At 66.3% G+C, this 26,155-nt stretch carries 25 protein-coding genes; 8 read left to right on the forward strand and 17 right to left on the reverse strand.

Annotated features, from left to right (window positions below; genetic code table 11):
* The first annotated feature begins 220 nt into the window (after positions 1-220).
* The gene (locus KNW02_RS12360; protein ID WP_216033586.1) at positions 221-934 is read left to right on the forward strand and encodes a helix-turn-helix transcriptional regulator; all 714 of its coding nucleotides are present in this window, start codon (positions 221-223) and stop codon (positions 932-934) included.
* Here the strand turns inward: KNW02_RS12360 and KNW02_RS12365 are convergent, their stop codons facing one another.
* Positions 935-2,323, reverse strand: coding sequence for an aminotransferase class V-fold PLP-dependent enzyme (locus KNW02_RS12365; protein ID WP_216033587.1), 1,389 nt, complete (start codon positions 2,321-2,323; stop codon positions 935-937).
* An 88-nt stretch (positions 2,324-2,411) separates the two neighbouring features.
* Between KNW02_RS12365 and KNW02_RS12370 the strand changes: the two genes are divergently transcribed.
* Complete coding sequence (locus tag KNW02_RS12370; protein ID WP_216033588.1) at positions 2,412-2,888, forward strand: Lrp/AsnC family transcriptional regulator; 477 nt, start codon at positions 2,412-2,414, stop codon at positions 2,886-2,888.
* A gap of 79 nt (positions 2,889-2,967) precedes the next feature.
* Here KNW02_RS12370 and KNW02_RS12375 read toward each other — a convergent pair whose 3' ends face one another.
* The 3 genes from KNW02_RS12375 to gyrB all read right to left on the reverse strand — a co-directional run bounded on the left by KNW02_RS12375 (position 2,968) and on the right by gyrB (position 7,563).
* Complete coding sequence (locus KNW02_RS12375) at positions 2,968-3,678, reverse strand: outer membrane protein (protein WP_216033589.1); 711 nt, start codon at positions 3,676-3,678, stop codon at positions 2,968-2,970.
* A 490-nt stretch (positions 3,679-4,168) separates the two neighbouring features.
* Positions 4,169-4,942, reverse strand: a complete 774-nt coding sequence (locus tag KNW02_RS12380) for an outer membrane protein (RefSeq protein ID WP_216033590.1) — start codon at positions 4,940-4,942, stop codon at positions 4,169-4,171.
* A gap of 182 nt (positions 4,943-5,124) precedes the next feature.
* On the reverse strand, positions 5,125-7,563 hold the full coding sequence (gyrB, locus tag KNW02_RS12385) for a DNA topoisomerase (ATP-hydrolyzing) subunit B (protein WP_216033591.1): 2,439 nt from the start codon (positions 7,561-7,563) through the stop codon (positions 5,125-5,127).
* 164 nt (positions 7,564-7,727) lie between these two features.
* Between gyrB and KNW02_RS12390 the strand changes: the two genes are divergently transcribed.
* Complete coding sequence (locus KNW02_RS12390) at positions 7,728-9,254, forward strand: phospholipase D-like domain-containing protein (protein ID WP_216033592.1); 1,527 nt, start codon at positions 7,728-7,730, stop codon at positions 9,252-9,254.
* Here KNW02_RS12390 and KNW02_RS12395 read toward each other — a convergent pair.
* From KNW02_RS12395 to mutM, 7 genes are all read right to left on the reverse strand, one after another.
* Positions 9,251-9,886 carry a LysE family translocator gene (locus tag KNW02_RS12395; RefSeq protein WP_216033593.1) on the reverse strand — a complete coding sequence of 212 codons (636 nt, stop codon included), beginning with the start codon at positions 9,884-9,886 and terminating at the stop codon, positions 9,251-9,253. The two genes, KNW02_RS12390 and KNW02_RS12395, sit on opposite strands and share 4 nt — an antisense overlap.
* A complete protein-coding gene (gene recF, locus KNW02_RS12400; RefSeq protein WP_216033594.1) occupies positions 9,883-10,956 on the reverse strand; it encodes a DNA replication/repair protein RecF in 1,074 nt (357 codons plus the stop codon). Before recF ends, KNW02_RS12395 begins: the two co-directional genes overlap by 4 nt.
* Positions 10,953-12,071, reverse strand: coding sequence for a DNA polymerase III subunit beta (dnaN, locus tag KNW02_RS12405; protein WP_216033595.1), 1,119 nt, complete (start codon positions 12,069-12,071; stop codon positions 10,953-10,955). The genes recF and dnaN overlap by 4 nt, the downstream gene beginning before the upstream one ends.
* A 98-nt stretch (positions 12,072-12,169) precedes the next feature.
* A complete protein-coding gene (dnaA, locus tag KNW02_RS12410; protein ID WP_216033596.1) occupies positions 12,170-13,549 on the reverse strand; it encodes a chromosomal replication initiator protein DnaA in 1,380 nt (459 codons plus the stop codon).
* A gap of 550 nt (positions 13,550-14,099) precedes the next feature.
* A complete protein-coding gene (gene rpsT, locus KNW02_RS12415) occupies positions 14,100-14,369 on the reverse strand; it encodes a 30S ribosomal protein S20 (protein ID WP_216033597.1) in 270 nt (89 codons plus the stop codon).
* Positions 14,370-14,522: 153 nt separating this feature from the next.
* Complete coding sequence (locus KNW02_RS12420) at positions 14,523-15,299, reverse strand: enoyl-CoA hydratase (RefSeq protein WP_216033598.1); 777 nt, start codon at positions 15,297-15,299, stop codon at positions 14,523-14,525.
* Positions 15,300-15,386: 87 nt separating this feature from the next.
* Positions 15,387-16,232, reverse strand: coding sequence for a bifunctional DNA-formamidopyrimidine glycosylase/DNA-(apurinic or apyrimidinic site) lyase (gene mutM / locus KNW02_RS12425; protein ID WP_216033599.1), 846 nt, complete (start codon positions 16,230-16,232; stop codon positions 15,387-15,389).
* 76 nt (positions 16,233-16,308) lie between these two features.
* Between mutM and ubiE the strand changes: the two genes are divergently transcribed.
* The gene (ubiE, locus tag KNW02_RS12430) at positions 16,309-17,055 is read left to right on the forward strand and encodes a bifunctional demethylmenaquinone methyltransferase/2-methoxy-6-polyprenyl-1,4-benzoquinol methylase UbiE (RefSeq protein WP_216033600.1); all 747 of its coding nucleotides are present in this window, start codon (positions 16,309-16,311) and stop codon (positions 17,053-17,055) included.
* A complete protein-coding gene (gene ubiB / locus KNW02_RS12435) occupies positions 17,056-18,591 on the forward strand; it encodes a 2-polyprenylphenol 6-hydroxylase (protein WP_216033601.1) in 1,536 nt (511 codons plus the stop codon).
* Positions 18,592-18,634: 43 nt separating this feature from the next.
* Here ubiB and KNW02_RS12440 read toward each other — a convergent pair whose 3' ends face one another.
* The 5 genes from KNW02_RS12440 to KNW02_RS12460 form a co-directional block, all read right to left on the reverse strand.
* Complete coding sequence (locus tag KNW02_RS12440) at positions 18,635-18,973, reverse strand: hypothetical protein (RefSeq protein WP_216033602.1); 339 nt, start codon at positions 18,971-18,973, stop codon at positions 18,635-18,637.
* The gene (locus tag KNW02_RS12445) at positions 18,970-19,584 is read right to left on the reverse strand and encodes a hypothetical protein (protein ID WP_216033603.1); all 615 of its coding nucleotides are present in this window, start codon (positions 19,582-19,584) and stop codon (positions 18,970-18,972) included. The genes KNW02_RS12440 and KNW02_RS12445 overlap by 4 nt, the downstream gene beginning before the upstream one ends.
* 92 nt (positions 19,585-19,676) lie before the next feature.
* The gene (locus KNW02_RS12450; RefSeq protein WP_216033604.1) at positions 19,677-20,999 is read right to left on the reverse strand and encodes an ATP-binding response regulator; all 1,323 of its coding nucleotides are present in this window, start codon (positions 20,997-20,999) and stop codon (positions 19,677-19,679) included.
* Positions 20,989-22,164 (reverse strand): FIST N-terminal domain-containing protein, encoded by a 1,176-nt coding sequence (locus tag KNW02_RS12455; RefSeq protein WP_216033605.1) that lies wholly within the window; start codon positions 22,162-22,164, stop codon positions 20,989-20,991. Before KNW02_RS12455 ends, KNW02_RS12450 begins: the two co-directional genes overlap by 11 nt.
* Entirely contained in the window at positions 22,164-22,871 is a 708-nt protein-coding gene (locus tag KNW02_RS12460; protein ID WP_216033606.1) for a response regulator, read from the reverse strand. The genes KNW02_RS12455 and KNW02_RS12460 overlap by 1 nt, the downstream gene beginning before the upstream one ends.
* 178 nt (positions 22,872-23,049) lie before the next feature.
* Between KNW02_RS12460 and KNW02_RS12465 the strand changes: the two genes are divergently transcribed.
* From KNW02_RS12465 to KNW02_RS12475, 3 genes are all read left to right on the forward strand, one after another.
* Entirely contained in the window at positions 23,050-24,036 is a 987-nt protein-coding gene (locus KNW02_RS12465; protein ID WP_431356756.1) for an ABC transporter substrate-binding protein, read from the forward strand.
* A 61-nt stretch (positions 24,037-24,097) separates the two neighbouring features.
* Positions 24,098-24,811, forward strand: coding sequence for an ABC transporter permease (locus KNW02_RS12470; RefSeq protein WP_216033637.1), 714 nt, complete (start codon positions 24,098-24,100; stop codon positions 24,809-24,811).
* Positions 24,801-25,388, forward strand: a complete 588-nt coding sequence (locus KNW02_RS12475) for an ATP-binding cassette domain-containing protein (RefSeq protein WP_216033607.1) — start codon at positions 24,801-24,803, stop codon at positions 25,386-25,388. The genes KNW02_RS12470 and KNW02_RS12475 overlap by 11 nt, the downstream gene beginning before the upstream one ends.
* Here the strand turns inward: KNW02_RS12475 and KNW02_RS12480 are convergent.
* Complete coding sequence (locus tag KNW02_RS12480; RefSeq protein ID WP_216033608.1) at positions 25,385-26,122, reverse strand: hypothetical protein; 738 nt, start codon at positions 26,120-26,122, stop codon at positions 25,385-25,387. The two genes, KNW02_RS12475 and KNW02_RS12480, sit on opposite strands and share 4 nt — an antisense overlap.
* Positions 26,123-26,155: the final 33 nt, after the last annotated feature.

Genomic DNA, 26,155 nt, shown 5'->3' on the forward strand with positions numbered 1-26,155 from the left:
GACGGCTGGGAAACTCTCTCTCAGCCCCTCGAGCCGATGTCCCTTGACCTTGCCGCCTGAACGGAGCCAATTTCAAATGCCCGGAGCATGCCGCTCGGCAGTTTCCACCACATTCGCGACACGACCGCTGGCGGGTGCGTGAAAGAGTGTCAGCATGTCTTGTCTCCTTGGCTTGCTGCGGCCAAGACTTGGCACAGGACTGCTGACAGAAAGGGGCAGCATGGCCCGCACCGACCGTCTGATGCGGCTGATGGATGTGCTGCGCCGTCTGCCGGCGCCAGTCACCTCTGCGCGGCTGGCCGAGGAAACCGGCGTGTCCAGGCGCCAGCTTTACCGCGATATCGCCACCCTGCGCGCGGGCGGGGCGCTGATCGATGGCGCGGCGGGGCTGGGCTATACGCTGACCGAGGACCCGGCCCTGCCGCCGCAGAGTTTCAGCCAGCTTGAGATCGAGGCATTGCGGCTGGCCGTCGATGCCCTGGGCCGCATCGGCGATGCCGAGTTGACGGGCGCGGCCCATGACGCGCTGGCACGGATCATCGCTACCCTGCCCGAACGCCAGTCCCGGCAGGCGCTGCATGCCATTACCCGCAGCTTTACCTCGGGTCCCGACCGGGCGCCGCCCAGCGTCGATCTGGCCGCCATCCGGCAGGCCTGCTGGGATGAGATGGCGCTTGAGATCGACTATACCGATCTCAAGGGCGCGGCAACGCGGCGGGTGATCTGGCCGCTGGGGCTGTCTTATTCGGAACAGACGCTGATGCTGCTGGCGCATTGCCGGCTGCGGATGGACTACCGGGTGTTTCACGTCAACCGTATCGGGGCGCTGCACCAGACCGGACACAGCTTCCGCCCGCGTAGGGTGGCGCTGGTGCGCGACTATGCCGCCACGCGCCGGATATCGCCGCCCGATCCCTGCGGCACCGGTGGGTGATCAGGCGGCAACCGGGGTGAAGATCGCCGTGGCCGGATCGCAGCGATAGCGATCCAGATGACGCGGCGCGTTCCGGGCGAGATCGGTCACTGCATCGAGGATTGCGTCGATCTCGGCCTCGGGGGCGGCCCAGCACAGGTTCAGCCGCACGAAGCCGGGCTTCTCGATCTCGTCCCCGCGCAGGATCGCGGCGCGCAGCCGGGCGGATTCGGCCTCGTCGATGTCCAGCAGCCGGTGGACATAGGGTCCGGCGCAGGCGCAGCCGCCCCGCGCCTGAACGCCATACAGATCCGACAGCATCCGCGTGGCCAGTTGCTGATGCACGAAGCCGCCATGACCGTCGCGGACCCGGAAGGACAGGATCGGCAGGCGTGCCGCGTCCTGATGGCCCAGCATCAGCAGGCCCGGCACATCCGAAAGACGGCGCGCCTTCTGCCACCAGCGCGCGTGGATGGCGTCGATCCGCGCCTGGCCGATCGCATCCTTCAGCGCAAAGACCATGGCGGCGCGGATATCGCCGATGACATTGGGCGTGCCCCCTTCCTCTCGCGCCTCGACCGCGGTGGCATAGTCATGTCCGGTCGCATTGACGAAACGGACGGTGCCCCCGCCCGGCAGGGTCGGGCGGTCCGCCACGACGGCATCGCGGCGCAGAAGAGTGACGCCCGAGGCGCCCGGTCCGCCGATGAACTTGTGCGGCGAGGCGACCACCGCATCCATGCCCAGCCCCAGATCGATCGGCAGATAGGGCGCGCCGCCGGCATAGTCCCAGACCACCTTCGCGCCGGCATCCTTCAACAACCGCGTCACCGCGGCCACATCGGTCAGCGCCCCGGTCACGTTCGACGCCGCCGAGAAGGATCCGACCGCAGGCCCGCCCTTGGCCAGCGCGGTGCGGATCGCGTCCGGATCCGGCCCGCCGCCCGTTGCCTCGGGGATCTCGATCACCCGCGCCCCGCTTTCGCGCCAGGGCAGGATGTTGGAATGATGCTCATAGGGCCCGATCAGCACCGTCCAGCCCGGCCCGACCCCGAAAAGATGCACCAGCCGGTTCAGCCCCGCCGTGGCGCCCGAGCCGGTGAAGATCACCGCATGTTCAGGCCCGCCGCCGGTGCAGCGCAGGATCTCGGCCCGCGCCGCCCGGCGCAGCCTGGTCATCATGCCGCCGCAATGGCTGGCTTCGGTATGGCTGTTGGCATACCAGGGCAGAACCTCCTCCATGATCGCCGTCTCGACCTGCCGCAGCGCCCGGCCCGAGGCGACGTAATCGGCATAGATCATCCGTCGCGGCCCGAACGGGCCGTCGATCACCGCATCGTGGCCGATCAATCCGTCATGCAGCGCCTCGATCCCGCCAAGCCGCACGCGGAACGTGTCGAAGAAATTCATGCCCACCTCTCTGTTTCCGAAAGGATGACACGATCTCCGGCGATGATTGATTTGAATATTGCGGTGATTTCGGCAAATATCCGATCGTATGAACGAGAATAGACCGGAAATCGACGAAACCGACCACCGCCTGCTTGCCGCGCTGCAACAGGATGCCAGCCTGTCGCAGCGGCAACTGGCGGAACGTATCGGCCTGTCACAGAACGCCTGCTGGCGGCGATTGCAGAAGCTGACCGAGGCCGGCATCCTGCAGGGCAGCCGGGCGGTGATCGACGCGGATCGCGCCGGGCTGCATCTGACGGTTTTCGTGATGATCCGCACGCGCCACCATGATGACGCCTGGGCGCGCCGTTTCCGCGCCCGCGTCGAATCGATCCCCGAGATCACCGAATTCCACCGCATCGGCGGCGAATGGGATTACATGGCGAAACTGGTGACCACCTCGATGGCGGGCTATGACCGCTGCTACAAGGCGCTGATCGCCGACATGGATCTGGAGCGGGTCACCGGCGTCTTTTCGATGGAAACCATCTTCGAGGCCCGCCCGCTGCGTCTGCCGCGCTGATCGCCCTCGCGGCGCCCCTTCGACACCAAAGCGCCGGCGGAACAGGGTCCGCCGGCGCCAGGAGAGGGATCACAAACGATCAGAAGCGGTAGTTCACGCCCATGCTGACCTTGTGAAGCTCGGGCTCGAACGTGGCCGAGCTGCCGGCAGTGCCGCGCACGGTCTCGTCGCCGAAGTTCATGTACTCGTAATCGCCGCGCAGCGACCAGTTGTCGTTCAGCTTGCGCTCGACGCCCAGACCCAGGCTATAGCCGGTGCGGCTGAAGTCGCTGTCGACCATGCCCGCCGCGCCGTTATAGGCGACGTCGAACTTGCCGTGGGCGACACCGACCGAGCCGTAGACCAGCGTGGCCGGGTTGACCAGATAGCCAAGCTGCCCCTTCAGGCTGACGGCATATTTCATCTCCTGCTCGGCGGTATAGCCGTTGCTGTCCAGCGAGTCGTCCAGATTGCCGCCCAGCACCGAGCCTTCGACGCCATAGACCCAGTTCTGGTTCTGCCAGCGATAGCCGGTATGCAGGCCGTACACGGCGCCGTCCATCTCCAGCGAACCGGGCGTGGTCGAGCCGGCGGCGCCATCGACGCGCAGATCCTCGTCCGAGGTCCAGCCATAGCCGATCGAGCCACCGACATAGCCGCCGGCCCAATCCGACGGGCTTTCGGGCAGGGCGACCGGGGCCATGACCGGCGCGGGTTCGACCGGCGCGGAGTAGCCGCCGGCCATGGCGATGCCGGTCATGCCGAGGGTCGCTGCGGACGCAGCCAGAACGAGGGTTTTGCTGATAGCCATGTTGTCTTCCTTTTCTTTCACATGCGGCCGTCTGGCCGCTTTGCCGGATGATTGCTTCCGGATGGTTCCGGCCGCCGCGACGCCTGCGGCGGCGAATGGTCGGGCGATGGCAACACCCGGCATCCTCCGGGGCGCGGCATCCCGCGCCTCGGACTGTTGACTCAATGTCCTTTTCTCGTGTCTCGATACGTCCCGTGGGACGCACAGTCTCCGCGAAGACGTGCAGCGCAGCCTTGCCCCGGTTGCCCGGTTGCGTGGCTGTGATCCGTGCCTCGACGGGGATTAGCTAGGCCTGGGGTCGGGGTGGTTCAAGTCACGGATGCGGGACCGCTCACGGCGACGGATCGCCCGAAAGCCAGCATTTGCTGGCCTGTCAGAGGGGCCTGCTCGCTTTTGGTCAATTTGAGTTGACAGTGTCGTCGCGTCAGAACGACGAAAAACGGCCGGCAACAAGCTTGCCGGCCGTGACAAACATGCCCGAAAGCGCCGATCAGAAGCGGAAATTCAGACCCAGTTTCAGGTTGTGGTTCTCGGGCGTGGCGCGGGTCACGCCGCCATCAACGGCGAGGTCCCCAAAGGTCACGTCTTCCTTGCCGAAGTTCCGGTACTGCCATTCCGCGAACATCGACAGCCTTTCGTTCAACTGGCGCTCAACGCCAACGCCCAGCGAATAGCCGGTTGCGGTGTAACCTTCGCTGATCGTTTCCGAAAAAGCGCCGATCGCGCCGGTCACGGTGTAGTCGAAATCGCCGCGCACGATGCCGGCGGTCCCGTAAACGAGGGTTCCGGGCCTGACGATGTAACCGGTCTTCATCTGCAGGCCGATGGCATAGTTCTGTTCGGATTCCACGGTGGCGGAGAAGGTGTCGTCGTCATCATCGGTCTCGCTTACCGAGAACTCATCGTCGATGGCGCCGCCTTCGATCCACAGTTCCGGGCCGAACACCCAGTTGTTGCGCTGCCAGCGATAGCCGACATGCACGGCAGCATTCACGCCGCTGATCTCAAGATCGCCGATATTGGTGTCGCGGCCGATCATCTCACCATCCTCGTAATAGTCGAAGCCGACCTCGTCATCGCCGCCAAAGGCATAGCCGATCGAGCCGCCGACATAGGCGCCCGACCAGTCCGACACCACTGGCGCGACCGGGGCGACGACCGCCGGGGTTTCGACCGGAGCCACGAAGCCGCCGGCGAGGGCAGAGCCGGCCGCCGTGACAAAGGCGCCGACGGTCGAGATGGAGAGAATGGATTTTCTGTTCATGGTTCGGGACCCCCGATGAAATCTATGGCGGCGCGGACGAAATCATGGCGTGCGCCGATAACTGCGCCGGATAATACCGGCCAGTTATCGCAGCAGGCAATGTGACAATCGAGACAAGTGTCCTGAGCGCGCAGATTCGTTGAAAAGCGCGACACTTCTACAACATCAGCGGGACGGCAGGCTCAGATATCGAGGTTCTCGACGCTCAGCGCGTTCTGCTGGATGAAGTCGCGGCGCGGCTCGACCACATCGCCCATCAGCTTGGTGAACAGATCCTCGGCTTCGGCCACGTCTTCGATCCGGACCTGCAGCATGGTGCGCGCGCCGGGATCCAGCGTCGTTTCCCACAGCTGATCCGGGTTCATCTCGCCCAGACCCTTGTAACGCTGCAGCGACAGCCCCTTCTCGCCTTCAAGGAAGATCGCCGCCAGCAGGCCCAGCGGGCCATAGATCGGCTGGTCGCGATCCTTGCGGACCAGACGCGCGGGGCGGCCATAGATATCCTGCAGCGCCTGCGTCATCTCGCCCAGACGGCGGCTTTCGCCGCTGCGCAGCATCTGCCCGTCCAGGGTGCGGATCTCCTCGACCCCGCGCAGGGTGCGGGTCAGGCGGATGCCGGCATCCTGCGTCGGGCGGCCGGACCAGCCGCGCTCGTATTCCTCGGCGATCATGTCCAGTCGGGCGGCGACGGCACTGGCCACGGCCTGCGCATCGGCATCGACCCGCCCCGGCAGCAGAGCGCCGGCAATCGCCGCCTGTTCGGTGATATGCGGGGGATAATGGGTCGGATAGGCCCGCAGGATGCGTCGTGCCACCCGCGCCTCCTCGACCACGCGGGCCAGATCGTTGCCGGTGATCTCTTCGCCCGAACCCAGCCGCAGCGCCGCACCCTCGATGCCCTGCTGGACCAGGTAATCCTCCAGCGCGGCCTCGTTCTTGAGGTAGACCTCGGAGCGGCCGCGCCCGACCTTATAGAGCGGCGGCTGCGCGATATAGAGATGGCCGGACGCGATCAGATCCGGCATCTGCCGGAAGAAGAAGGTCAGAAGCAGCGTGCGGATATGCGCGCCGTCCACATCGGCATCGGTCATGATGACGATCTTGTGGTAGCGCAGCTTCTTCAGGTCGAATTCGTCGCGCCCGATTCCGGTGCCAAGCGCGGTGATCAGCGTGCCGATCTGGTCCGAGGACAGCATCCGGTCAAAGCGCGCCCGCTCCACGTTCAGGATCTTGCCGCGCAGCGGCAGCACCGCCTGATTCTGGCGTGACCGGCCCTGTTTGGCCGAACCGCCGGCCGAGTCACCCTCGACGATGAACAGTTCCGAAAGCGCCGGGTCCTTTTCCTGGCAATCGGCCAGCTTGCCGGGCAGGCTGGCCACGTCCATCGCCGTCTTGCGCCGGGTCAGTTCGCGGGCCTTGCGCGCCGCCTCGCGGGCCAGCGCCGCCTCGATGATCTTGCCGACGATCTGCTTGGCCTCGGCGGGGTTTTCCTCGAACCATTCGGCCAGTTTCTCGCCGACCAGCCCCTCGACCGCCGGGCGCACCTCGGAGGACACCAGCTTGTCCTTGGTCTGGCTGGAGAATTTCGGATCCGGAACCTTGACCGACAGCACGCAGGTCAGCCCTTCGCGCGCGTCGTCGCCGGTGAAATCCACCTTCTCGCGCTTGGCGATGCCGCTGTCCTGCGCGTATTTCTGGATCACCCGGGTCAGCGCGCCGCGGAAGCCGGCCAGATGGGTGCCGCCATCGCGCTGCGGGATGTTGTTGGTAAAGGGCAGCACGGTTTCGTGGTAGCTGTCGTTCCACCACATCGCCACCTCGACGCCGATGCCGTTCTTCTCGCCGGTGATGAAGATCGGCTCGGGCATGACGGCCGTCTTCGAGCGGTCGAGGAATTTCACGAATTCCCGCACCCCGCCATCATAGAACAGTTCGGTCTGCTGCAATTCGGCATGGCGGGCATCCTCGAGGAGGATGCGCACGCCGCTGTTCAGGAAGGCCAGTTCGCGCAGCCGGTTTTCCAGCGTCTTGTAGCTGTAGTCCAGATTGCTGAACGTGCCCCTCGGGTCCTCGGCCTTGGATGAGGCCAGAAAGCGCACCTCGGTCCCGGTCTCGCCCGCGGCGGCATCGCCCACGACGCGCAGATGCTCGACCGTGTCGCCATGTTCGAACCGGGCGTAATGTTCCTTGCCCCGGCGCCAGATCCGCAGCTCCAGCCAGTCGGACAATGCGTTCACCACCGACACGCCAACGCCGTGCAACCCGCCCGAAACCTTATAGCTGTTCTGGTCGAATTTGCCGCCCGCATGCAGCTGGGTCATGATGACCTCGGCGGCGGAAACGCCCTCGGTCGGGTGCATGTCCACCGGGATGCCACGGCCGTTGTCGCGCACACTGATGCTGTTGTCGGCGTGGATTTTCACCTTCACATAGTCGGCATGACCGGCCAGCGCCTCGTCGATGCCGTTATCGACCACCTCATAGACCATGTGGTGCAGGCCGCTGCCGTCATCGGTGTCGCCGATATACATGCCGGGCCTTTTCCGTACAGCCTCCAATCCCTTGAGAACCTTGATGGAATCGGCGCCGTATTCAGCCGGCTGCGGAGTGGGGTCTGTCATGCGAATTGGTTCCTGTCGTTCTGATGACCATATAGGCCGTCGCCGGGGTAAAGTCACGGCAAAGCCACGGTTTTTCAGGTGCTTTCGGGGGATTTCCGCTTTTTCTTGCCTGCCCCCGGTCTTCGGGGAAAGACTGGGCCGTCACGACGACGGATGAGGTTGCAATGAAGTGGTTCAGGGCGGTTCTGGCCTTGCTGCCGGTACTGGCGGTGCTGTGGTTCGCAGGGCGGATGATCTTCCCCGTTCCCGATGTGTCGGGGCGCGACATCGAGGCCGCGCTGGCGCCTGACGGCAGCATGGCACTGGGGGCGCAATCTGCCCGGCTTTCGGCGGCCCATCCGGGTCAAAGCGGGGTCGCGCCGCTGGCCTCGGGCCATGCCGCATTGCGAAGCCGGCTGGTTCTGGCCGACAGCGCCCAGGGCTCGATCGACGCCATGTACTACATCTGGCATGAGGATGTTTCGGGCACGCTACTTCTGGACGCCTTGCGCCGGGCGGCCGAGCGCGGGGTCCGGGTGCGGCTGTTGCTGGACGACAACGGCATCGCGGGGCTGGACCAGACGCTTGCGGCCCTGAACGCGATGCCGAATTTTTCTGTCCGGCTGTTCAATCCCTCGACCGTGCGAAAGCCCAAGATGCTGGGCTATGCGCTCTATCCGCTGCGCATGAACCGCCGGATGCACAACAAGGCCTTCATCGTTGACGGGGCCGCGGCCATCGTCGGCGGGCGCAATATCGGCGACGAATATTTCGCACTGGGTGACGCGCCGGCCTATCTTGATCTGGATGTTCTGGGCACGGGCGAGGTGGTTGCGGATACGGTGGCGGTGTTCGACGAATACTGGAACAGCGAGCCGGTTCTGGCGCTTGAGCAGGTGATCCCGGGTGAAGGCGATCTGAGCGGGTTCGAGGCGGCGTTGCAGGCCGCGCGCGAGGATATCCTGGCCGGACCCGGCGCGGATCCGGTCGCCGCAGAACAGTTTGGCCGGGGCGAGCTTGTTCTGGACTGGACCGATGTTCAGGTGGTCGCGGATGATCCGGCCAAGGGCATGGGCCAGATCACGCGCGATCAGCTGATGATCACGCGACGGGGGCAGATCCTCGGCATGATCGACAGCAATCTGGACCTGATCTCGGCCTATTTCGTGCCGGGCAAGGCCGGGGCCGCCTTCTTTTCCCGTCTGGCACAGGAAGGCCGCGAGGTTCGCATCCTGACCAATTCATGGGAGGCGACGGATGTGCCGATGGTTCATGCCGGCTATGTCAAATACCGCCGCGAATTGCTGGAGGCCGGGGTCAAGCTGTATGAGCTGCGCCCCGACAAGGACGGCCCCCGGCCTGCACAGGGGCCGGGGCCGTTCGGCTCGTCGGAAAGCTCGCTGCATGCCAAGACCTTCGCCGTCGACGACGCGCGCGTGTTCATCGGCTCGTTCAATTTCGACCCGCGCTCGGCTCTGCTGAATTGCGAGATGGGATTTCTGATCGACAGTCCCGAAATTGCCGCGGCGGGCACCGAGGCGCTGACGAACAAGCTGATCACACGCAGCTATCAGCCGGTTCTGGAGGGCGGCGACATGGTCTGGCGCAGCAGCGGGACGGACGGGCCGCTGGACCGCGAACCGGGCCTTGGGTTTCTGGACCGCATCAAGGTCTATGTGCTGAACCTGCTGCCGATCGAATGGCTGCTTTAACCCGCCAGCAGTTGTCCCAATGCGATCACGCAACCCACCGCGATCAGCAGCCCGCCCGAGACCAGGTTCATGCGTCGCAGCCCCTGCGGTGTGGCCAGTTTCGCGCGGGCGGCCGCCACCACGGCGCCCATGGCGAGGTTCAGGCAGAAGGGGATCAGCGCCGACATCGCCACGATGACGCCCACGTCGCGGGAGGTCAGCCGGGCGACATCGAAGAATCCCGGCAGCACGCCGACATAGAACAGCGCCGCCTTCGGGTTGCCGGTGATCGCCAGAAGCCCGGCCGAGAAGCCGGCCCAACGCCCGCGCCGGGTCAGCCGTGAATCGCGCGCGACCGGGTCCTTGGCGTGACCCAGCAACGCAAGCCCCATGCCGACAAAAACCACCGCCGCGACCCAGCGCAATACCTCCATCAGCAGCGCGCTTTGATGGACCACCACCGCCAGCCCGAAGATCGCCACCAAGGGCCAGAGCATGTCGCCGATGGCGACGCCCACCGCCAGCGGCCAGACACCGCGGAATCCCGAGGCCAGCGCGCGGGCCATGATCGCCACCCAGACCGGGCCGGGCGTCAGCCAGATCGCGACCATCGCGCCCGCATAGAGCCAGATCGATTCCGGGGTCAGGGTCATTCGCTTTCCTCCGCGCGCGAGGCGCCATCCTGCTTGGCTATGGCCAGCCGGCGCGCGCGCCGGCCGAAATCGGTGAACAGTTCCGGCCCGGTGCCGGTCAGCAATGTCTGGGCGGGCAGGGCGATGATCCGGTCATAGAGGGCCGCGCGCCGCTCGGCATCCAGATGCGCCGCCACCTCGTCCAGCAACAGCACGACGGCTTGGTCCGAGAGCGCGCGCGCATTGGCGAGGATCAGCGACAGCAGCAGCGCCTTCTGCTCACCGGTCGAGGACAGGGCCGCGGGCATGTCCTGCGGTCCCCAGAACGCGCCCAGATCGGCGCGATGCGGGCCGGTCAGGCTGCGGCCGGCGGCCAGATCGCGCGACCGCATCGCCGCCAGCCGCGCGGCGATACTGTCCGCCTCGGCGTCGTCGGCCTGCCCCTCGCCGGGCAGCAGGCGCAGGCGGGCGGCGGGAAAGTCGCCCCCCTCCTGCGCCGCCATGATCGCGGCCAGCGCGGCCAGTCGATTGCGGGTCAGCGCCGCGCCGGTGTCGGCCATCTGCGCCTCGAGCGCACGATACCAGCCGGGATCCGAAATCTGGTCCTTCAGAAGCCGGTTCCGTTCCCGCATGGCCTTGTCATAGGCCAGCGCCTGTTCAGCATGATCGGGAAACAGGCTCAGCGTGACCCGGTCCAGAAAGCGGCGCCGTGCCTCGGGCGGGTCGGTCCACAGCCGGTCCATCGCCGGGACCAGCCAGATCACCCGAAGCAGCCGTCCAAGCGCCGTCTGCGGCGCCGGCTTGTCGTCGATCAGAACGCCGCGCGGCTGTCCGGGCAGTGCAGCGGTTTCGACCGGATGATCACCGATCCGCGCGCGGATGCGCCAGCCCGCGCCCTTGCCCTGCCGCGCCTGATCGGGCACCGGCACACCGCGCAGACCCCGCCCCGGCGCCAGCATCGAGACGCCTTCGAGGATATTGGTCTTGCCCGAGCCGTTCGGGCCGAAGATCGCCAGAGGGCGCCGGTCCAGATCCAGGTCCAGCCGCGGCCAGGACCGGAACTGTGCCAGCGACAGTTTGGAAAGCGTCACACCCGCATCGGCATGACGACATAGACCGCGCTCAGGTCGCTGCCCTCGCGGATCAGCGCCGCGTCACCCGAGCCGTTGAATAGGAACACCGCGTTGTCGCGGTCCACTTGGCTGGCGATTTCCTGCAGGTATTTGGCGTTGAAGCCGATCTCGAGCTGATCGTCGGCATAGGCCACGATCAGTTCTTCCTCGGCCGCCCCCGCATCGGGCGCGTTGACCGACAGCACCAGCCGGTCATTGTCCAGGGCCAGCTTGACCGCGCGCGAGCGTTCGCTGCTGACCGTCGCCACGCGGTCCACGGCGCGGGCGAAATCCGCCGCGTCAACCTCGAGCTTGCGGGTATTGTTCGCCGGGATCACGCGGCTGTAATCTGGGAAGGTGCCGTCGATCACCTTCGAGGTCAGCGTGATCGTCGGCGTCGCAAAACGCACCTTGGTTTCGCTGACCGAGACGGCGATATCGGTCTCGTCATCGTCCAGCAGCTTGCGCAGTTCGGCCACGGTCTTGCGCGGGACGATGATGCCGGGCATCTCGGCCGCGCCCTCGGGCAGGGGGGCGTCGATCCGGGCCAGACGGTGCCCGTCGGTGGCGACGCAGCGCAAGGTGGTGCCATCCTCGGCCTGGGCCACATGCATGTAGACGCCGTTCAGGTAATAGCGGGTTTCCTCGGTCGAGATGGCGAATTTCGACTTGTCGAACAGCCGCCGCAGCACGCCGGCGGGCGCGCTGAAATTGGCGCTGTATTCGGACGAGGCCATGACCGGAAAATCCTCGCGCGGCAGGGTGGCGAGGCTGAAACTGGACCGTCCGGCCTGCACGTTCAGCCGGCCCGCCGCCTCGTCCGAAGTGATCGCCACCAGCGCGCCATCGGGCAGCTTACGGGCGATCTCGTTCAGCATCACGGCGCTGACGGTGGTGGCGCCCGGCCGCTCGACCTGGGCCGAGGCGCGATCGACGACCTCGGTATCCAGGTCGGTGGCGCGGAAGCTGACGCCTTCGGGCGTCGCCTCGATCAGCACATTGGCAAGGATCGGAATGGTGTTGCGCCGTTCGACGACCGATTGAGCCTGTGACACGGCCTTGACCAGAACGGCGCGCTCGATCGAGAATTTCATCGCTTTTCCCTGTCCCTCTCGGCCCTTCCGGCCCGTGTGTGGACCTGATTAGTAACCGCCCCTTCGGGCGGTCACAAGGATTTCATGAGGGGCAGGGTTCAGGCTTCCAGAAGCCGCTTCAGCAGCGCGACATCCTCGGCAATGCCGTGATCTTCGACCACCAGTTCCTCGATCTTGCGCACGCCATGCATGATCGTCGTATGGTCGCGCCCGCCGAACCGGCGGCCGATCTCGGGCAGCGAGCGGCAGGTCAGCTGTTTCGACAGATACATGGCGATCTGGCGCGGGCGGGCGACGGTACGGGCGCGCTTGGGGCCCATCATGTCGGCCAGCCTGATGTTGTAATGCTCGGCCACCTTGCGCTGGATGTCGTCAATGCTGACCTGGCGGTCGTTGGTGCGCAGGATATCGGCAAGGCATTCCTGCGCGACCTCCAGCGTGATCTCGCGCCGCAGAAGGCTGGCATGGGCGAAGAGACGCTGCAGCGCCCCTTCCAGAACGCGGACGTTGGTGGTGATCCGGTGGGCCAGGAATTCCAGCACGCCGCCGCCGATCTGGACCTCAGGGTTCTGCTGGCGGAAGGCCTCGGTCTTGGACTGCAGGATGCCCAGCCGCAATTCATAGGTGGTCGGGTGCAGGTCGACGATCAGCCCGCAGCTGAGCCGCGACTTGATACGCTCCTCCAGCCCCTTGATCTCGGCCGGGGCACGGTCGGCGGAAATGACGATCTGCTTGCCCTGATCGACTAGCGCGTTGAAGGTGTGGAAGAATTCTTCCTGGGTGCTGTCCTTGCCGGCGATGAACTGCACGTCATCAACCATCAGCATGTTCACATTGCGGAACAGATCCTTGAAATCCATGATCGTGCTGTCGCGCAGGGCCTGCACGAAACGGTACATGAACTGCTCGGCCGACAGATACAGCACCTGCGCCTGCGGATGGTGGTTCTGGTAGTCATGGGCGATGGCATGCATCAGGTGGGTCTTGCCCAGCCCGACCCCGCCGTAAAGGAACAGCGGGTTGAACCCCACAGGTCCACCCTCGGCCACGCGGCGGGCGGCGGCATGGGCCAGTTCGTTCGGCTTGCCGACGACGAAATTGCCAAAGGTGAAGCGCGGATCCAGCGGTGCGCAGAGATCGGGTTTCGCGGCAGTCTGCCTGCCGCCAACCGGCACCGCAGGCAGGGCGCGGGCTTCGGGACGCGCGGCGCTGGTGGCGCGGAGTCGGGCGGCCGCCGTCTTGGGCTCGACCTCGAAGCGCAGGCGCTCGACCGAGGGTTCGACCCGGTTCAATTCGCCGATGATCGCCTGCGCGAAATGCCGGTTGACCCAGTCCGAGACGAATCGGGTCGGACTGGCAAAACGCGCCACGCCGTCTTCCAGCCCGGTCAGCCGCAGCGGCTTGATCCAATGGTTGAAGTTATTCGGCCCGACGCTCTTTTCCAGTTCCGCACATGCCTGCCCCCAGATTTCTTCCATCTTTTCTTGCCCTATTCCTGTCCCCGACCCTCGCCGGTTCTCCGGCGAGACAGGATCCACGCAGTCTGGGGGCGGCCGGACAACAGCACACCCTGCGGCTGCGAGGCCGCATGAGTGGGTATCAGCCCGCACCGATCAAAGACACGGATCCTGCAGTTGCCGGTGGCAGCCGGCCTGCGCGGATCCGAGGGCAGAAGAGAGCAAACTCTGCTTCGTCGCCCGGCCTTGCCTTGGCTGAGTTCGGAAACCCGAACTGGCTTGGCGCGGCCCGTCCCCCAAAGCGACGTGAATCGCAACCTGAACCTAGCAACAGCGCCAAGCATGGCGCAACCGAACTATGTGCTTGACAGCGCCTTTGCGAAGTCGAATCTCGGATGCCTTTGACTCGGAAGTAAAATTTCCTGAATACCTTGAAAATTAACGATTTATTAACGGATTTTGCGAATGCAGAAAAAATGATCGGGCGCAAACCACTGGTTTGCACCCGATCTGAAGTACCGCCCCTTCACGGGGCAAAATGCAGCATTTTCGCGCCCCGGGGGGGTGCGGATCAGGCCGCCGACAGCGCCTTCACGCGGGCGGCCAGACGCGAGATTTTCCGCGCTGCAGTATTCTTGTGATAAACACCCCTGGTGACGCCGCGCATCAGTTCGGGCTGGGCGCTTTTCAGGGCTTCGCGGGCGGCATCGGCATTGCCCGAGGCGATCGCCTCTTCGACTTTGCGCAGATAGGTGCGGATGCGCGAGCGGCGGGCCTTGTTGACCTCGGTGCGGCGCAGCGTCTGGCGCGCGCGTTTCTTGGATTGGGGCGTATTGGCCATGGGTCTGGTCCTATTCGGGTCTTCAGCGTTTCGTTCGCGCAAAAGACCCAAGGCACCGCTCCCGGGGGAACGGACATGATTCTTGCCTAAGCGGGCCCACGCGCATGTAAGCGTCAGCCTATAGGTGATGCGAGCGCAAAAGAAAAGCCCCTATCAGCGGTCGCGGAACTGCGCCTCGCGCTTTTCCAGGAAGGCGGCCATGCCTTCCTTCTGATCCTCGGTGGCAAACATCGAGTGGAAGGTCCGGCGCTCGAACAGCAGGCCTTCGCGCAGGGTCGTCTCATAGGCGCGGTTCACCGATTCCTTCACCGCCTTGACGGTGACCTGCGATTTCTCGGCGATCTTGCGGGCCGCGGCCATGGCCTCGGGCAACAGCTTCGGCGTCGGCACCACGCGGCTGACAAGCCCCGCGCGCTCGGCCTCGGCGGCATCCATGAAGCGTCCGGTCAGGTTCATGTCCATGGCCTTGGCCTTGCCGACAAAGCGGGTCAGGCGCTGGGTGCCGCCGATCCCGGCGACGACGCCGAGATTGACCTCGGGCTGGCCGAACTTGGCGTTCTCGGCCGCGATGATGAAATCGCAGATCATCGCCAGTTCGCAGCCGCCGCCCAGGGCATAGCCGCTGACGGCGGCGATGATCGGCTTGCGGACGCGCTGGATCGCCTCGATCTTCGCGCCGAACAGGTCCTCGTTATAGACCTCGACAAAGCTTTTCTGCGACATCTCCTTGATGTCGGCGCCGGCGGCAAAGGCCTTTTCGCTGCCGGTCAGCACGATGCAGCGGATCTTGTCGTTGCGGTCCGCCTCGGTCAGCGCCTTGGACAGCTCGTCCAGAAGGGTGGAGTTCAGTGCGTTCAGCGCTTCGGGCCGGTTCAGCCGAATCAGCGCGATATCGTCCTCGGTTTCCACGATGAGGGTTTCGAAAGCCATGGGCCTGGACCTTGTTGCGAGTGAGCATTGCGGCGACTCCTATCAGCAGAAGGCCAGAGAAGCCAAGCATTTGCCGCTGCCTTGGTGTCAGTGCTGGCAATGCGGACAGAAGAAACTGGAGCGGCCCGACTGCACGATGCGGCGGATCGTCCCATCGCAGCCGGGTCGCGGGCAGGGCCGGCCCTCGCGGTCATAGACCCTGAAGCTGTGCTGGAAGTAGCCCAGTTCCCCGGTGGCCTGCCGGTGATCGCGCAGGGACGAGCCGCCGGCGGCAATGGCATCGCCCAGCACCTCGCGGATATGTCCGGTCAGGGCGGCCAGACGGGCGGCGCCGATCCGCCCGGCCGCGCGGCGCGGGTCGATCCCGGCACGGTGCAGCGCCTCGCTGACATAGATATTGCCGAGGCCCGCGACGATGCGCTGATCCAGCAGCGCCTGTTTCACCGGCGCGCGCCGTCCGGCGAAGGCCGTGGCCAGATGAGCGGGGCCGAAGGCATCCTCCAGCGGCTCGGGTCCCAGACGCGCCAGCAGCGGATGGACCTCGCCCTCGCGGATCAGGTCGACCATGCCGAAGCGGCGGGCGTCGTTGAAGGTGATGGTGGTGCCGGCCTCGGTCACCAGCACGACATGATCGTGGCGCGGCAGGATCGCGGGATCGCGGTGAAAGCCCGCCATCCCCGCGCCCTCGACCAGCATCCGCCCCGACATGCCCAGATGCATCAGCAGCGTCGGCCCGCGGTCCAGATCGGCCAGCAGATATTTCGACCGCCGCCGCAGCGCGGTGACGCGCGCCCCGGTCAGCACCTGCACCAGATCGGGCGGCAGCGGCCAGCGCAGATCGGGGCGGCGGGCCTCGGCGCGGGCGATGCGCTGGCCCTCCAGATGCGGCAACAGGCCGCGCCGGACGGTTTCGACCTCGGGCAGTTCTGGCAATCCGCTTCCTTTCCCTGCATTGTGCGCGCGATGCGCCGGGTCTATCTGGCGCCGGAACGGACGAACGGCAAGCGCGATGAGCGAGAAGACACAGACCCATTTCGGTTTCCGGACCGTGGACGAGGACGCCAAGGCGGGCATGGTGCACGGGGTCTTCTCCAGCGTCGCCTCGCGCTATGACCTGATGAACGACCTGATGAGCGTGGGCATCCACCGCATCTGGAAAACCGCCATGATGGACTGGCTGGCGCCGCGCGACGGCCAGCACCTGCTGGATGTGGCGGGCGGCACCGGCGATATCGCCTTCCGCTTTCTCGACCGGGCGCCGGACGCGCGCGTGACCGTCTGCGACATGACCGAGCAGATGCTGATCGAGGGCCGCAAGCGCGCCGAGGCCAGCGAAAAGGCCGACCGTCTGGCCTGGGTGACCGGCGATGCGATGGCGCTGCCCTTTGCCGATAGCAGCTTTGACCGCTACACGATCAGCTTCGGCATCCGCAACGTCACCCGCATCCCCGACGCGCTGGCCGAGGCCTTTCGCGTGCTGCGTCCCGGCGGGCGGCTGATGGTGCTGGAATTCTCGCAGCTACCGGTGCCGGCGATGCAATGGGCCTATGACCGCTACAGCTTCAACGTCATTCCGGCGATGGGCCAGGCGGTGACCGGCGATCGCGACAGCTATCAGTATCTGGTCGAATCGATCCGCAAATTTCCCGATCAGGACAGCTTTGCCCAGATGATCCGCGCGGCGGGATTCGAACGGGTGCAATGGCGCAACCTGTCCATGGGCATCGCCGCGCTGCATTCGGGCTGGAAGCTGTAGATGCGTGGCCCGCACAATATCTGGCGCCTGATCCGCACGGGCGCGACCTTCGAGCGCACGGGCGCCATGGGCGTCGCACTGGATGCGGTCGAGGCGCCGCCGCGGCTGCGGCTGGCCGCGCGCGTGCTGGGTTGGCCTTTCCGCTGGCTGGGCTACAAGGGCGATCCCAACCTGCCACCGATCACCCGCGCGATCACCGCATTGGGGCCGGCCTATATCAAGTTCGGCCAGATCCTCTCGACCCGGGCCGATGTCGTCGGTACCGAGCTGGCCGATCAGCTGCGCATGCTGCAGGACCGGCTGCCGCCCTTTCCGACCGATGAGGCGAAAGCCACGGTCGCGACCGATCTGCGCCAGCCGGTCGAAAGCCTGTTTTCCGAGTTTTCGGAACCCGTCGCCGCCGCCTCGATCGCCCAGGTTCACCGGGCGCGGGTCCGCGACAGCGGGCGCGAGGTTGCCGTCAAGGTCCTGCGGCCGGGCATCGGCGCGGCGTTCCGGCGCGACATAGACGCTTTCCACTTCGCCGCCGGCATCATCGAATTCCTGTCTCCGGGCAGCCGGCGCCTGCGTCCGCGCGATGTGGTCAGCCATTTTGAATCGGTGGTCATGGGTGAGTTGGACCTGCGGCTGGAAGCCGCGGCCGCCTCGGAATTCGCCGGCAATACCCGCGAGGATGCCAGCTTCGGGGTCGCCGAACCGCATTGGGGCCTGTCCTCGCGCCGGGTTCTGACCTCGAACTGGGTCGAGGGGTTGCCTCTGGGCGACCGCGCGGCGCTGGTCGCTGCCGGGCATGATGTCAGCCATATCGCCAGCCGGGTGATCCAGCTGTTCCTGCAGCATGCGCTGCGCGACGGCTTCTTCCATGCCGACATGCATCACGGCAACCTGAAGGTGGCGCCGAACGGCGATATCGTCGCCTATGATTTCGGCATCATGGGCGAGATCGACGAATATACGCGCCGCATCTATGCCGAGATCCTGATGGGCTTCATCCGCCGCGACTATCGCCGCGTGGCGCGGGTGCATTTCGAGGCGGGCTATGTTCCGCGCGACCGCGACGAGGCCGCCTTCGCCCGCGCCCTTCGCGCCGTGGGCGAGCCGATCTTCGGCGCCGACGCGACCCGCATCTCGATGGCCAATCTGCTGGCCTATCTGTTCGAGGTGACCGAGCGTTTCGGCATGCGCACGAGGACCGAACTGATCCTGCTGCAACGCACCATGGTCGTGGTCGAGGGCGTTGCGCGTTCGGTCGATCCGCAATTGAACATCTGGGATGCCGCGAAGCCGGTCGTGTCGGATTACATCAAATCGAATGTCGGCCCCAAGGCGCTGGCGGGCGACATGGCCAGCATTGCCCAGACGCTGGGCCGCTATGGTCCGTTGCTGCCGCGCATCGTCGAGCAGGCCCTGTGGGACCGCGCCCATCCCGACGATGCGGGGCCGCGCGTGGCCGAGACGAAGTCCTCCGTGCCGGTCTGGCTGATCACGGCCCTGTCGCTGGCGGCGGGTGCGGCCATCGGGCTGGGGCTGGGCTGAGCGGCTTGCGGGGCGCGGCCTCGCGGCCGGTTGCCGTGGAATGTCAGAAACAGAGGATCTCGGCCTCGGCCTCGGCGCGGCGCAGCCGGGCGACGATCTCGGTCATCTCGGCCATGCCCTTGAACATCGAGGCGCGCTCACCCGTGACCTGCCGCATGCGCAGCACCGTCTCGGCCTCGACATAATCCTCATAGGGCAGGACACCGGCGATCTGGTCGATGGCGCAGGAACAGCGGTCCAGCATCTCGCGGGTCTGGCCGTTGGTCGCCATGCAGGTGAAGACGTATTCCGCGCGTGCATTGGTCGGAAAATCGTTGACCGCCTGGGCCAGCGCCGCGGGCGCGGTCAGAAGGGCGGCGATAATGAGCGGCGCGACCCTCATTGCAGCACCATGCGGTTGGCATAGCCCGGCGCATCGCCCGCAGTCTCGGCGCGCAGCTCGCGGATAGGGGATGCGGGGTCACCCAGCACGAAGGTCAGGGTCAGGTTCCGGAAACCGCCCATCCGGCCTGCATTCGGGTCATCGGTGAAGGGCTGGAAGCTGGCGATCATGCTGTCGCCCTCACGCGTGATCCGGCCGCCCCGGAAGACCGCGTCCTTGATGCGGTTGCGGATATAGAAGGGGCTGCCGCCGGTCAGCGTGGCCATGTCCCGGGCGGTCTGTTCCAGAAAGAAGACCAGCACCGGATCCCCGCCCGAGACCGGAAAGGGGCCGATCCTGCGGCTGCGCAGATCGGTTTTCTGGGTCAGTTGCAGCACGGGCTTCTGGTCCGACGGGTCGATGGCCTCGGTCAGCGTCACCTGCCCGTCGCGGATGGGCAGGAAACCCTCTGCCACCGGCCCCTCGACGCTGAGCGACCAGACCAGCGCGCTGCCGCCCAGTGACCAGGGGCCGCGATCGGCGAAAACCGCGTCGCCGGCTTCGCCGGCCAGCACCGGATTCGCCAGCACCGACAGGCCCAGCCACAGCACGGCGGCAATGGCACGTTTCATCGGCAATCCTCCCAAGCCTTTCTGCCAGATTTGCGCCCCGCCGCCTCGGGGGCAAGCCCCGTCGGGCGGCAGATCATCCCTAGGTCGCAGGCTCAGTCGAGGATGCGGCCCAGAACCTCGCCCAGTTCGGTTGGCCTGACGGGTTTTTCCATCAGAAGCACACCCATTTCGGTGCAGGCGCGGGCGATCTCGGGGTCGCGATGGGCGGTCACCATGACCGCGGGAAGCTGCTGGCCTGCGGCCGCGCGCAGCGCCTTGATGGCGGCGATTCCGGTCTCGCCGTTCCCGAGGTGATAGTCGGCGATGATGATATCGGGCGTGCTGGCCTGCAAAGCCCTGATCGCCTCGGCGATGTCGCCGGTGACCCGCGCCATCATGCCCAGCCGGTCGGTCAGGATCATCTCGTAGCCGCGCCGCATGGCCCGGTCGTTTTCGATGACCAGTGCCATCCGGCCCCGCAGCGTGGCGGTCGCGACCTCCTGCCGGGCCTTGCCGGGCGCGTCGCCCGCATCGATCAGCGGCAGCCCGACCCGGAATAGGGTGCCGCGCATCGCCTCGGACTCGAGTCGCAGCGGATGGCCCAGCTTGACACAGGCGCGGCGCACGATGGACAGGCCCAGCCCCATCCCGGGGGCGTCGCTGCCATTGCCGAGCCGCTGGAACTCGTCGAAGACCCGGTTGCGATCGACCGCCGGAATGCCGAGGCCGGTGTCGTAGACGCTTAGCCAGCCGGTCGTGTCCCGGCGGCGCACGCCGACCACCACCCCGCCGCGATTGGTATACTTGATCGCGTTCGACACCAGGTTCTGCGCAATGCGGCGCAGAAAGACCGGATCGCTTTCGACCACCGCATCCGTCGGCACGAAGGACAGGCGCAGCCCCTTGGCCTCGGCCAGCGGCGCAAATTCCGTGGCCAGCCGCCGGAACAGGTCGCCCAGCGGAACCGGCTGGCGATGGAACTCGATCCGCTGGCTGTCCAGCCGCGAGATGTCCAGCACCGCATGCATGAGCTGTTCGACCGATTCAAAGGCGCCCGACAGGCGTTCGGTCAGTTCCTGCTGCTGCGCGTCCATCGGCGTGTCGGTCAGTGCCGCCAGAAACAGCCGCGCCGCCGACAGCGGCTGCAGCAGGTCGTGGCTGGCGGCGCGCAGGAACCGGGTCTTCGAGCGGTTGGCCTCTTCCGCCGACGACCGCGCCACCGCCAGTTCGCGGTTGCGCTGCGACAGATCGGCCATCGCCTTCTCAAGCTGCCGGGTGCGGGTCAGGACCTCCTGTTCCAGCGCGACCGCGGCCTGAAACATCGACCAGGCCGAGCCGCGCGATTCCTCAAGCCGGTCGATGCGCTCGATCAGGACCTGGTTGATGCGTTGCAGTTTCTCGACCTGCCGGGCGGGCGGGTCGTCGTCACGCAACATCGGCATGTCCCGTCAGGGTGCCATCGGCAGGCGGCATGAAGGCCAGGCCCACGAAGGTCTGGTTCACATGCATGCCTGCATGCTGTTCGCCATAGGTGTTGAACCCCGCCACCCGATAGCGCTGGAACAGGTCCGACATGGCATGGGTCAGCCCCTCGCGCTCCAGCGCCAGGCGGCGCAGGATGCAGTCGAACCCCAGCACCATCAGGGGCGGGCGCGGCAGGGATTCCAGCGCCTCGGCAAAACCGCGGGTCAGGTCATCGGCCCGTCCCAGCGTCAGCACCGTGCCGGTGTCGATGGCCGACATCAGCGACAGCCCGCCATCCTCGGTCATGGCGCTGATCGCGCGGACATGATGGCGCTTGCCCATCCGCAGCAACAGCGGATGCTGGGCAAAGTCGGTCGGGGTCAGCCGGTCGCGGGGGATGCCGATGATCCGGGCATATTCCTCGGCCGCGGGTTCGGCGTTCAGCTCCAGGATCCGGCGCTTTTCGGGAAGGGCGGCGGTGACGACGGCGCGGGTCTCGGTCGGGCTGAAATGGGCGAAACTGACCTCGCTGACCGCCAGATCGGTCTCGACCAGCAGGAAGACGGCCGCGCCCGAGATGATTTCGCCCTCGAACAGCAGCGAGGTCTGGCGGAAGTCCAGCCCGTCGCCTGCCGTGCCGCCAAGCGTGGGCACCGAGGGCAGCGCCGCGTCGATGGTGGCAACCAGCGTGTCTTCCTGTCCGGCGATGCCGTCGACCAGCAGCAGGCCGAACAGTGAGCGGCCGGGTCCGGCCCCGAAATCCTGCTGAGCCTGCCGCAGCGAGGCCATCCAGCCCGAAACCGGCAGCGTTGAGAGATGGTCCAGCACCAGCGCCCGGGCGCGGAAGCTGGCAGCGGGAAAGCCGATCGCCACCACGCTGCCCGAGGTATAGCCGCAGGGTCCGATCTCGCCGGCCGAGGAACAGCCGGCGATGATGCAGTCCCGCGGCAATTCGCCGCGCAGCCCGGCGTCAAGCGCGGCCAGTTCGTCGCCGTCCTCGGCGAACAACAGGACCAGGGCGGGATTGACGGCGCGCAGGCCGGCCAGCAGGGTCGGAAGCGTTTCGGCTCCGCCGCGGTCGGCCTGCACGGCCACCGGCCCGACGGCGCCCTCCTTCGCAGCCGGGCCGGTATTCATCAACCGGCCTCGAACAGCCGGACGGAATTCGCCAGCAGCACCGCCTGGGTGCGGCGCCGGGCGTTGATCTTGGACATGATCGCGGTGATGTGGGTCTTGACCGTGGCCTCTGCGATCGACAGCTCGTAGCTGATTTCCTTGTTCGCCTTGCCCTGGCAGATCAGGCGCAGAATGCGCATCTGCTGGGGAGTCAGCGTGGCAAAGCGGCGGGCAAGCTCGGCCTTGGCCTCGTCCTCGGCGCCGGCTTTGTCGGGCTCGTATCCTTCGGGCGTGACATGCTCGCCGTCCCACATGCGGCGCAGGCTGTCGACCAGCGCCTCGCGGCTCAGCGACTTGCTGATATAGCCCTGCGCACCCGCAGCCATCGCGGCCGAGATCATCGCGCTTTCCAGATCGGCCGAGATCATCGTGATCGGCACGTCGGGCAATTGCCGGCGCAGCGCCACGATCCCCTCCGAGCCGCGCGCGTCGGGCAGGTTCAGGTCCAGGATCACGGCATCGGGTGCCCCCTGCGCCTTGATCTGCTCGACCGCGGCGGCGAGGCTGCGCGCGGTGCGCACGTTCTTCAGCCCGAAGCTGATCTTCAGCGTCAGTGCCAGTGCGTCACACATCAGCGGATGATCGTCCACGATCAGGATTTCCCGTACCTGATCGGCGTTCGGACGTGGCGTAGTCGACGGTCGCGCCTGCATGGCTGCGGCGGTCATGGTGGCTCCTCCCTAAAGCATTGATGCGGCTCGCCCCCACCAGCCGCATATTCTTGTAACGATTGTAGAGGTCGGCGCCCGCAAAGCAAGCCCGGATACGCGACCAAGGTCTGAGGGCCGCGCACTTGTGAGCGGGGAAACGCCGTGCCACGCTGACGCATCTTTGGGAGGAACTGGCATGGGCATGACCCGCGCGGGGCTGGCGGTGCGGCTGGCCGCCTGCTGGACGGTTGCGCTGCTGGCGGTGTCGCCGGCGCAGGCGCAGGAGGCCACGATCACCATCGGCACGCTGGAGAACGGCACCGTCAACTGGGAGCTGCAGACGATCCTCGACCACGGTTTCGACCGTGAGAACGGCTTTCGGCTGGAGATGATGCCGCTGGCCGGCAACCCGGCCACCCAGATCGCCATGCAGGGCGGCGAGGTGGACAGCATCGTCTCGGACTGGCTCTGGGTCGCCCAGCAGCGGGCGGGCGGCGCCGGCTTCACCTTCCTGCCCTATTCCACGGCGGTGGGCGGTCTCGTCGTGCCCGCCGACAGCGCGGTTCAGGGCCTTGGCGATCTGGAGGGTCAGAAGATCGGTATCGCCGGCGGGCCGGTGGACAAGAGCTGGCTGATCCTGCGGGCCTGGAACCGGCAGGAGAACGGCGCGGATCTGGCCGATGTGACGCAGCAGGTCTTCGGCGCCCCGCCGGTGATCCAGAATGCGGCAGAGACCGGCGAGATCGCGGGTGCGATCAATTTCTGGCACTTCCTGGCCAAGATGAAGGCCGGCGGGATGCGCGAGGTGATCAGCGTCGCGCAGGCGGCCTCGGATCTGGGCCTCGACCCTTCGACGCCGCTTCTGGGCTATGTGCTGCGTGACGAATGGGTCGCGGATCATCCCGAACTGGCGGCGGGGCTGGCGCAGGCCTCGCGCCAGGCCAAGGCGTTGCTGGCGTCTGACGATGCCGCATGGGAGGCGATCCGGCCGATCATGAACGCGGCCAACGACGCCGAATTCGAGGCGTTGCGCGACGGTTGGCGCGCGGGCATTCCGCCCGCTGGTCCGGTCGATCGGGACAATGCGCAGAAGATGTTCGCGGTCATGGCGGAACTGGGCGGCGACGATCTGACGGGCGACCTGACCGAGCTGCCCGAGGGGCTGTTCTGGTCGGGTGAGTAGGGCGCGAAGATATCCATGGCAAAGCCCCGGCACGGTGCCGGGGCTTTTGTCGCTTGGGGCGATGCTGGTCCTGTGGATCGTGATTGCGCGGATATCCGACAATCCGCGCACCATGCCGGGACCCGATGCCGTGGCGGCAAGGATCTGGCAACTCGCCGCAGCCGGAGAGTTGTGGTTCCATGCCGGCATGACCCTGTTTCGGGTGCTGGCCAGCTTTGTTCTGGCCATGGCGGTCGGACTGGCGCTGGGGCTGTGGATGGGCCGGTCGCGAACCGCCGATCACTGGCTGAACCCGATGCTGGTGATCGCGTTGAACATTCCGGCACTGGTCATCATCGTCCTGGCCTATATCTGGATCGGGTTGAACGAGGTTGCGGCGATCACCGCCGTCGCCCTGAACAAGATCCCGGTGGTGACGGTGATGCTGCGCGAGGGCACCCGCGCCCTGCGGCCGGATCTGGACGATCTGGCGACGGCCTTTCGCATGTCGTCGCTGGCGCGGCTGCGCCATGTCGTGCTGCCGCAGCTTGCGCCCCATATCGCCGCCGCCGCGCGGGCCGGTATCTCGCTGATCTGGAAGATCGTGCTGGTGGTGGAATTTCTCGGCCGCTCGAACGGGGTGGGGTTCAAGATCCACCTGCTGTTTTCCAGCTTTGACGTGACCGGCGTTCTGGCCTGGGCCTTGTCCTTCGTGGCGGTGATGCTGTCGATCGATCTGTTCCTCTTGCGCCCGTGGGAGGCGCGGGCGAACCGCTGGAGGCGCGATGAAGATTGACCTGCGCGCCAAATCCTTCGGCGGCCGGGCGGTGCTGGGGCCGATCCGCTTGCAGGTCGCGCGTGGCCAGCGCGTGGCCCTGCTGGGACCCTCGGGCATCGGCAAATCGACGTTGCTGCGGATCATCGCCGGGCTCGATCGCGATTTCGATGGCCGCGTCGAGGGCTCCGACCGGCTGGCCATTGTCTTTCAGGAACCGACATTGCTGCCATGGCGGCGGGCGCTGGAGAATATCATCATCGCTGCCGGCTGCGATGCCGCCACGGCGCGCGACCTGATGGCGCAGGTCGGGCTGGCGGGGCGCGAGGCGCATTATCCGCGCCAGTTGTCGCTGGGCCAGCAGCGCCGTCTGGCGCTGGCCCGCGCCTTTGCCGCCGGCCCCGACATCCTGCTGATGGACGAACCCTTTGCCAGCCTCGATCCCGAAACGGCGGCGCGGATGATCGGGCTGACGGCCGGGCTTCTGGAGCGCAGCGGGGCCGGGCTGATCCTGGTCACCCACGACGACAGCGAGCCCGCGCGCCTTGCAGCCACACCGCTTGTCTTGGGCGGGGATCCGGCGGTGATTGGGGGCTAACCGCCCTCGCGTTTGCGCACGAGATCCAGTTTCAGGCCCGAGTGAGGCGAGCGTTCCTGCATCAGCAGTTTCTGTTCGCGCATCATGTCCGGGCGAAGCTGGCGATTGACCGTCTCGAACAGCGAGGTTCCGGCCAGTTCGTCGGGAAGGTTGGGACGCAGATAGTCGTCCCCGCGCGGCAGAACCCAGAGGCTGCGGCCGGCCCGGCCGTGCAGCCTTGCATGGCGCAGATCGACGAAGCCTGCCGCGGTCGAGATATCCTTTAGCCGCGGCAGGTTGCGGCCAAGCTGGCAGGCGGTGCCGGTGCCTAGAACATCGACCTTGAAGATCTGCGGAACCCGCTTCTGGATCATGTAGTTGCGCCAGCCGGGTCGTCCCTTCTTCGGTTTCATCACCCAGGCATGACCCAGATAGCCGGCGACGTCCCGGGCCGGATCGAGGTCGTCGAAGGCCTGCAGGGTGTGGGCGACATAGTCCGACGGATAAAGAATGTCGTCGTCGATGGTGAAGACCATGTCGTCGTCACCGGGTGTGAAGGCGAATTTTCCCGCGTCCAGAAGATCGTCGGCGGGGATCATCGCCTCGATCCGGGGATCGTCGCGCAATGCGTCGGGGATGCGGGCATACTGGTTGAGGCAGATGCAAAGGCGGTCCACCTGCGGCAGGATGGTCGCGACCGTCTGCATCAGGATACCGGCGCGCGGCGGAAAGGTCGCCATATGGGCGCGGATCATCGATACCTCGGCTGGTCGGTCAGGCGGCCCAAC

It is taken from the genome of Paracoccus marinaquae (genome assembly GCF_018860165.1).
In the GTDB taxonomy this organism is placed as follows: Bacteria; Pseudomonadota; Alphaproteobacteria; order Rhodobacterales; family Rhodobacteraceae; genus Paracoccus; species Paracoccus marinaquae.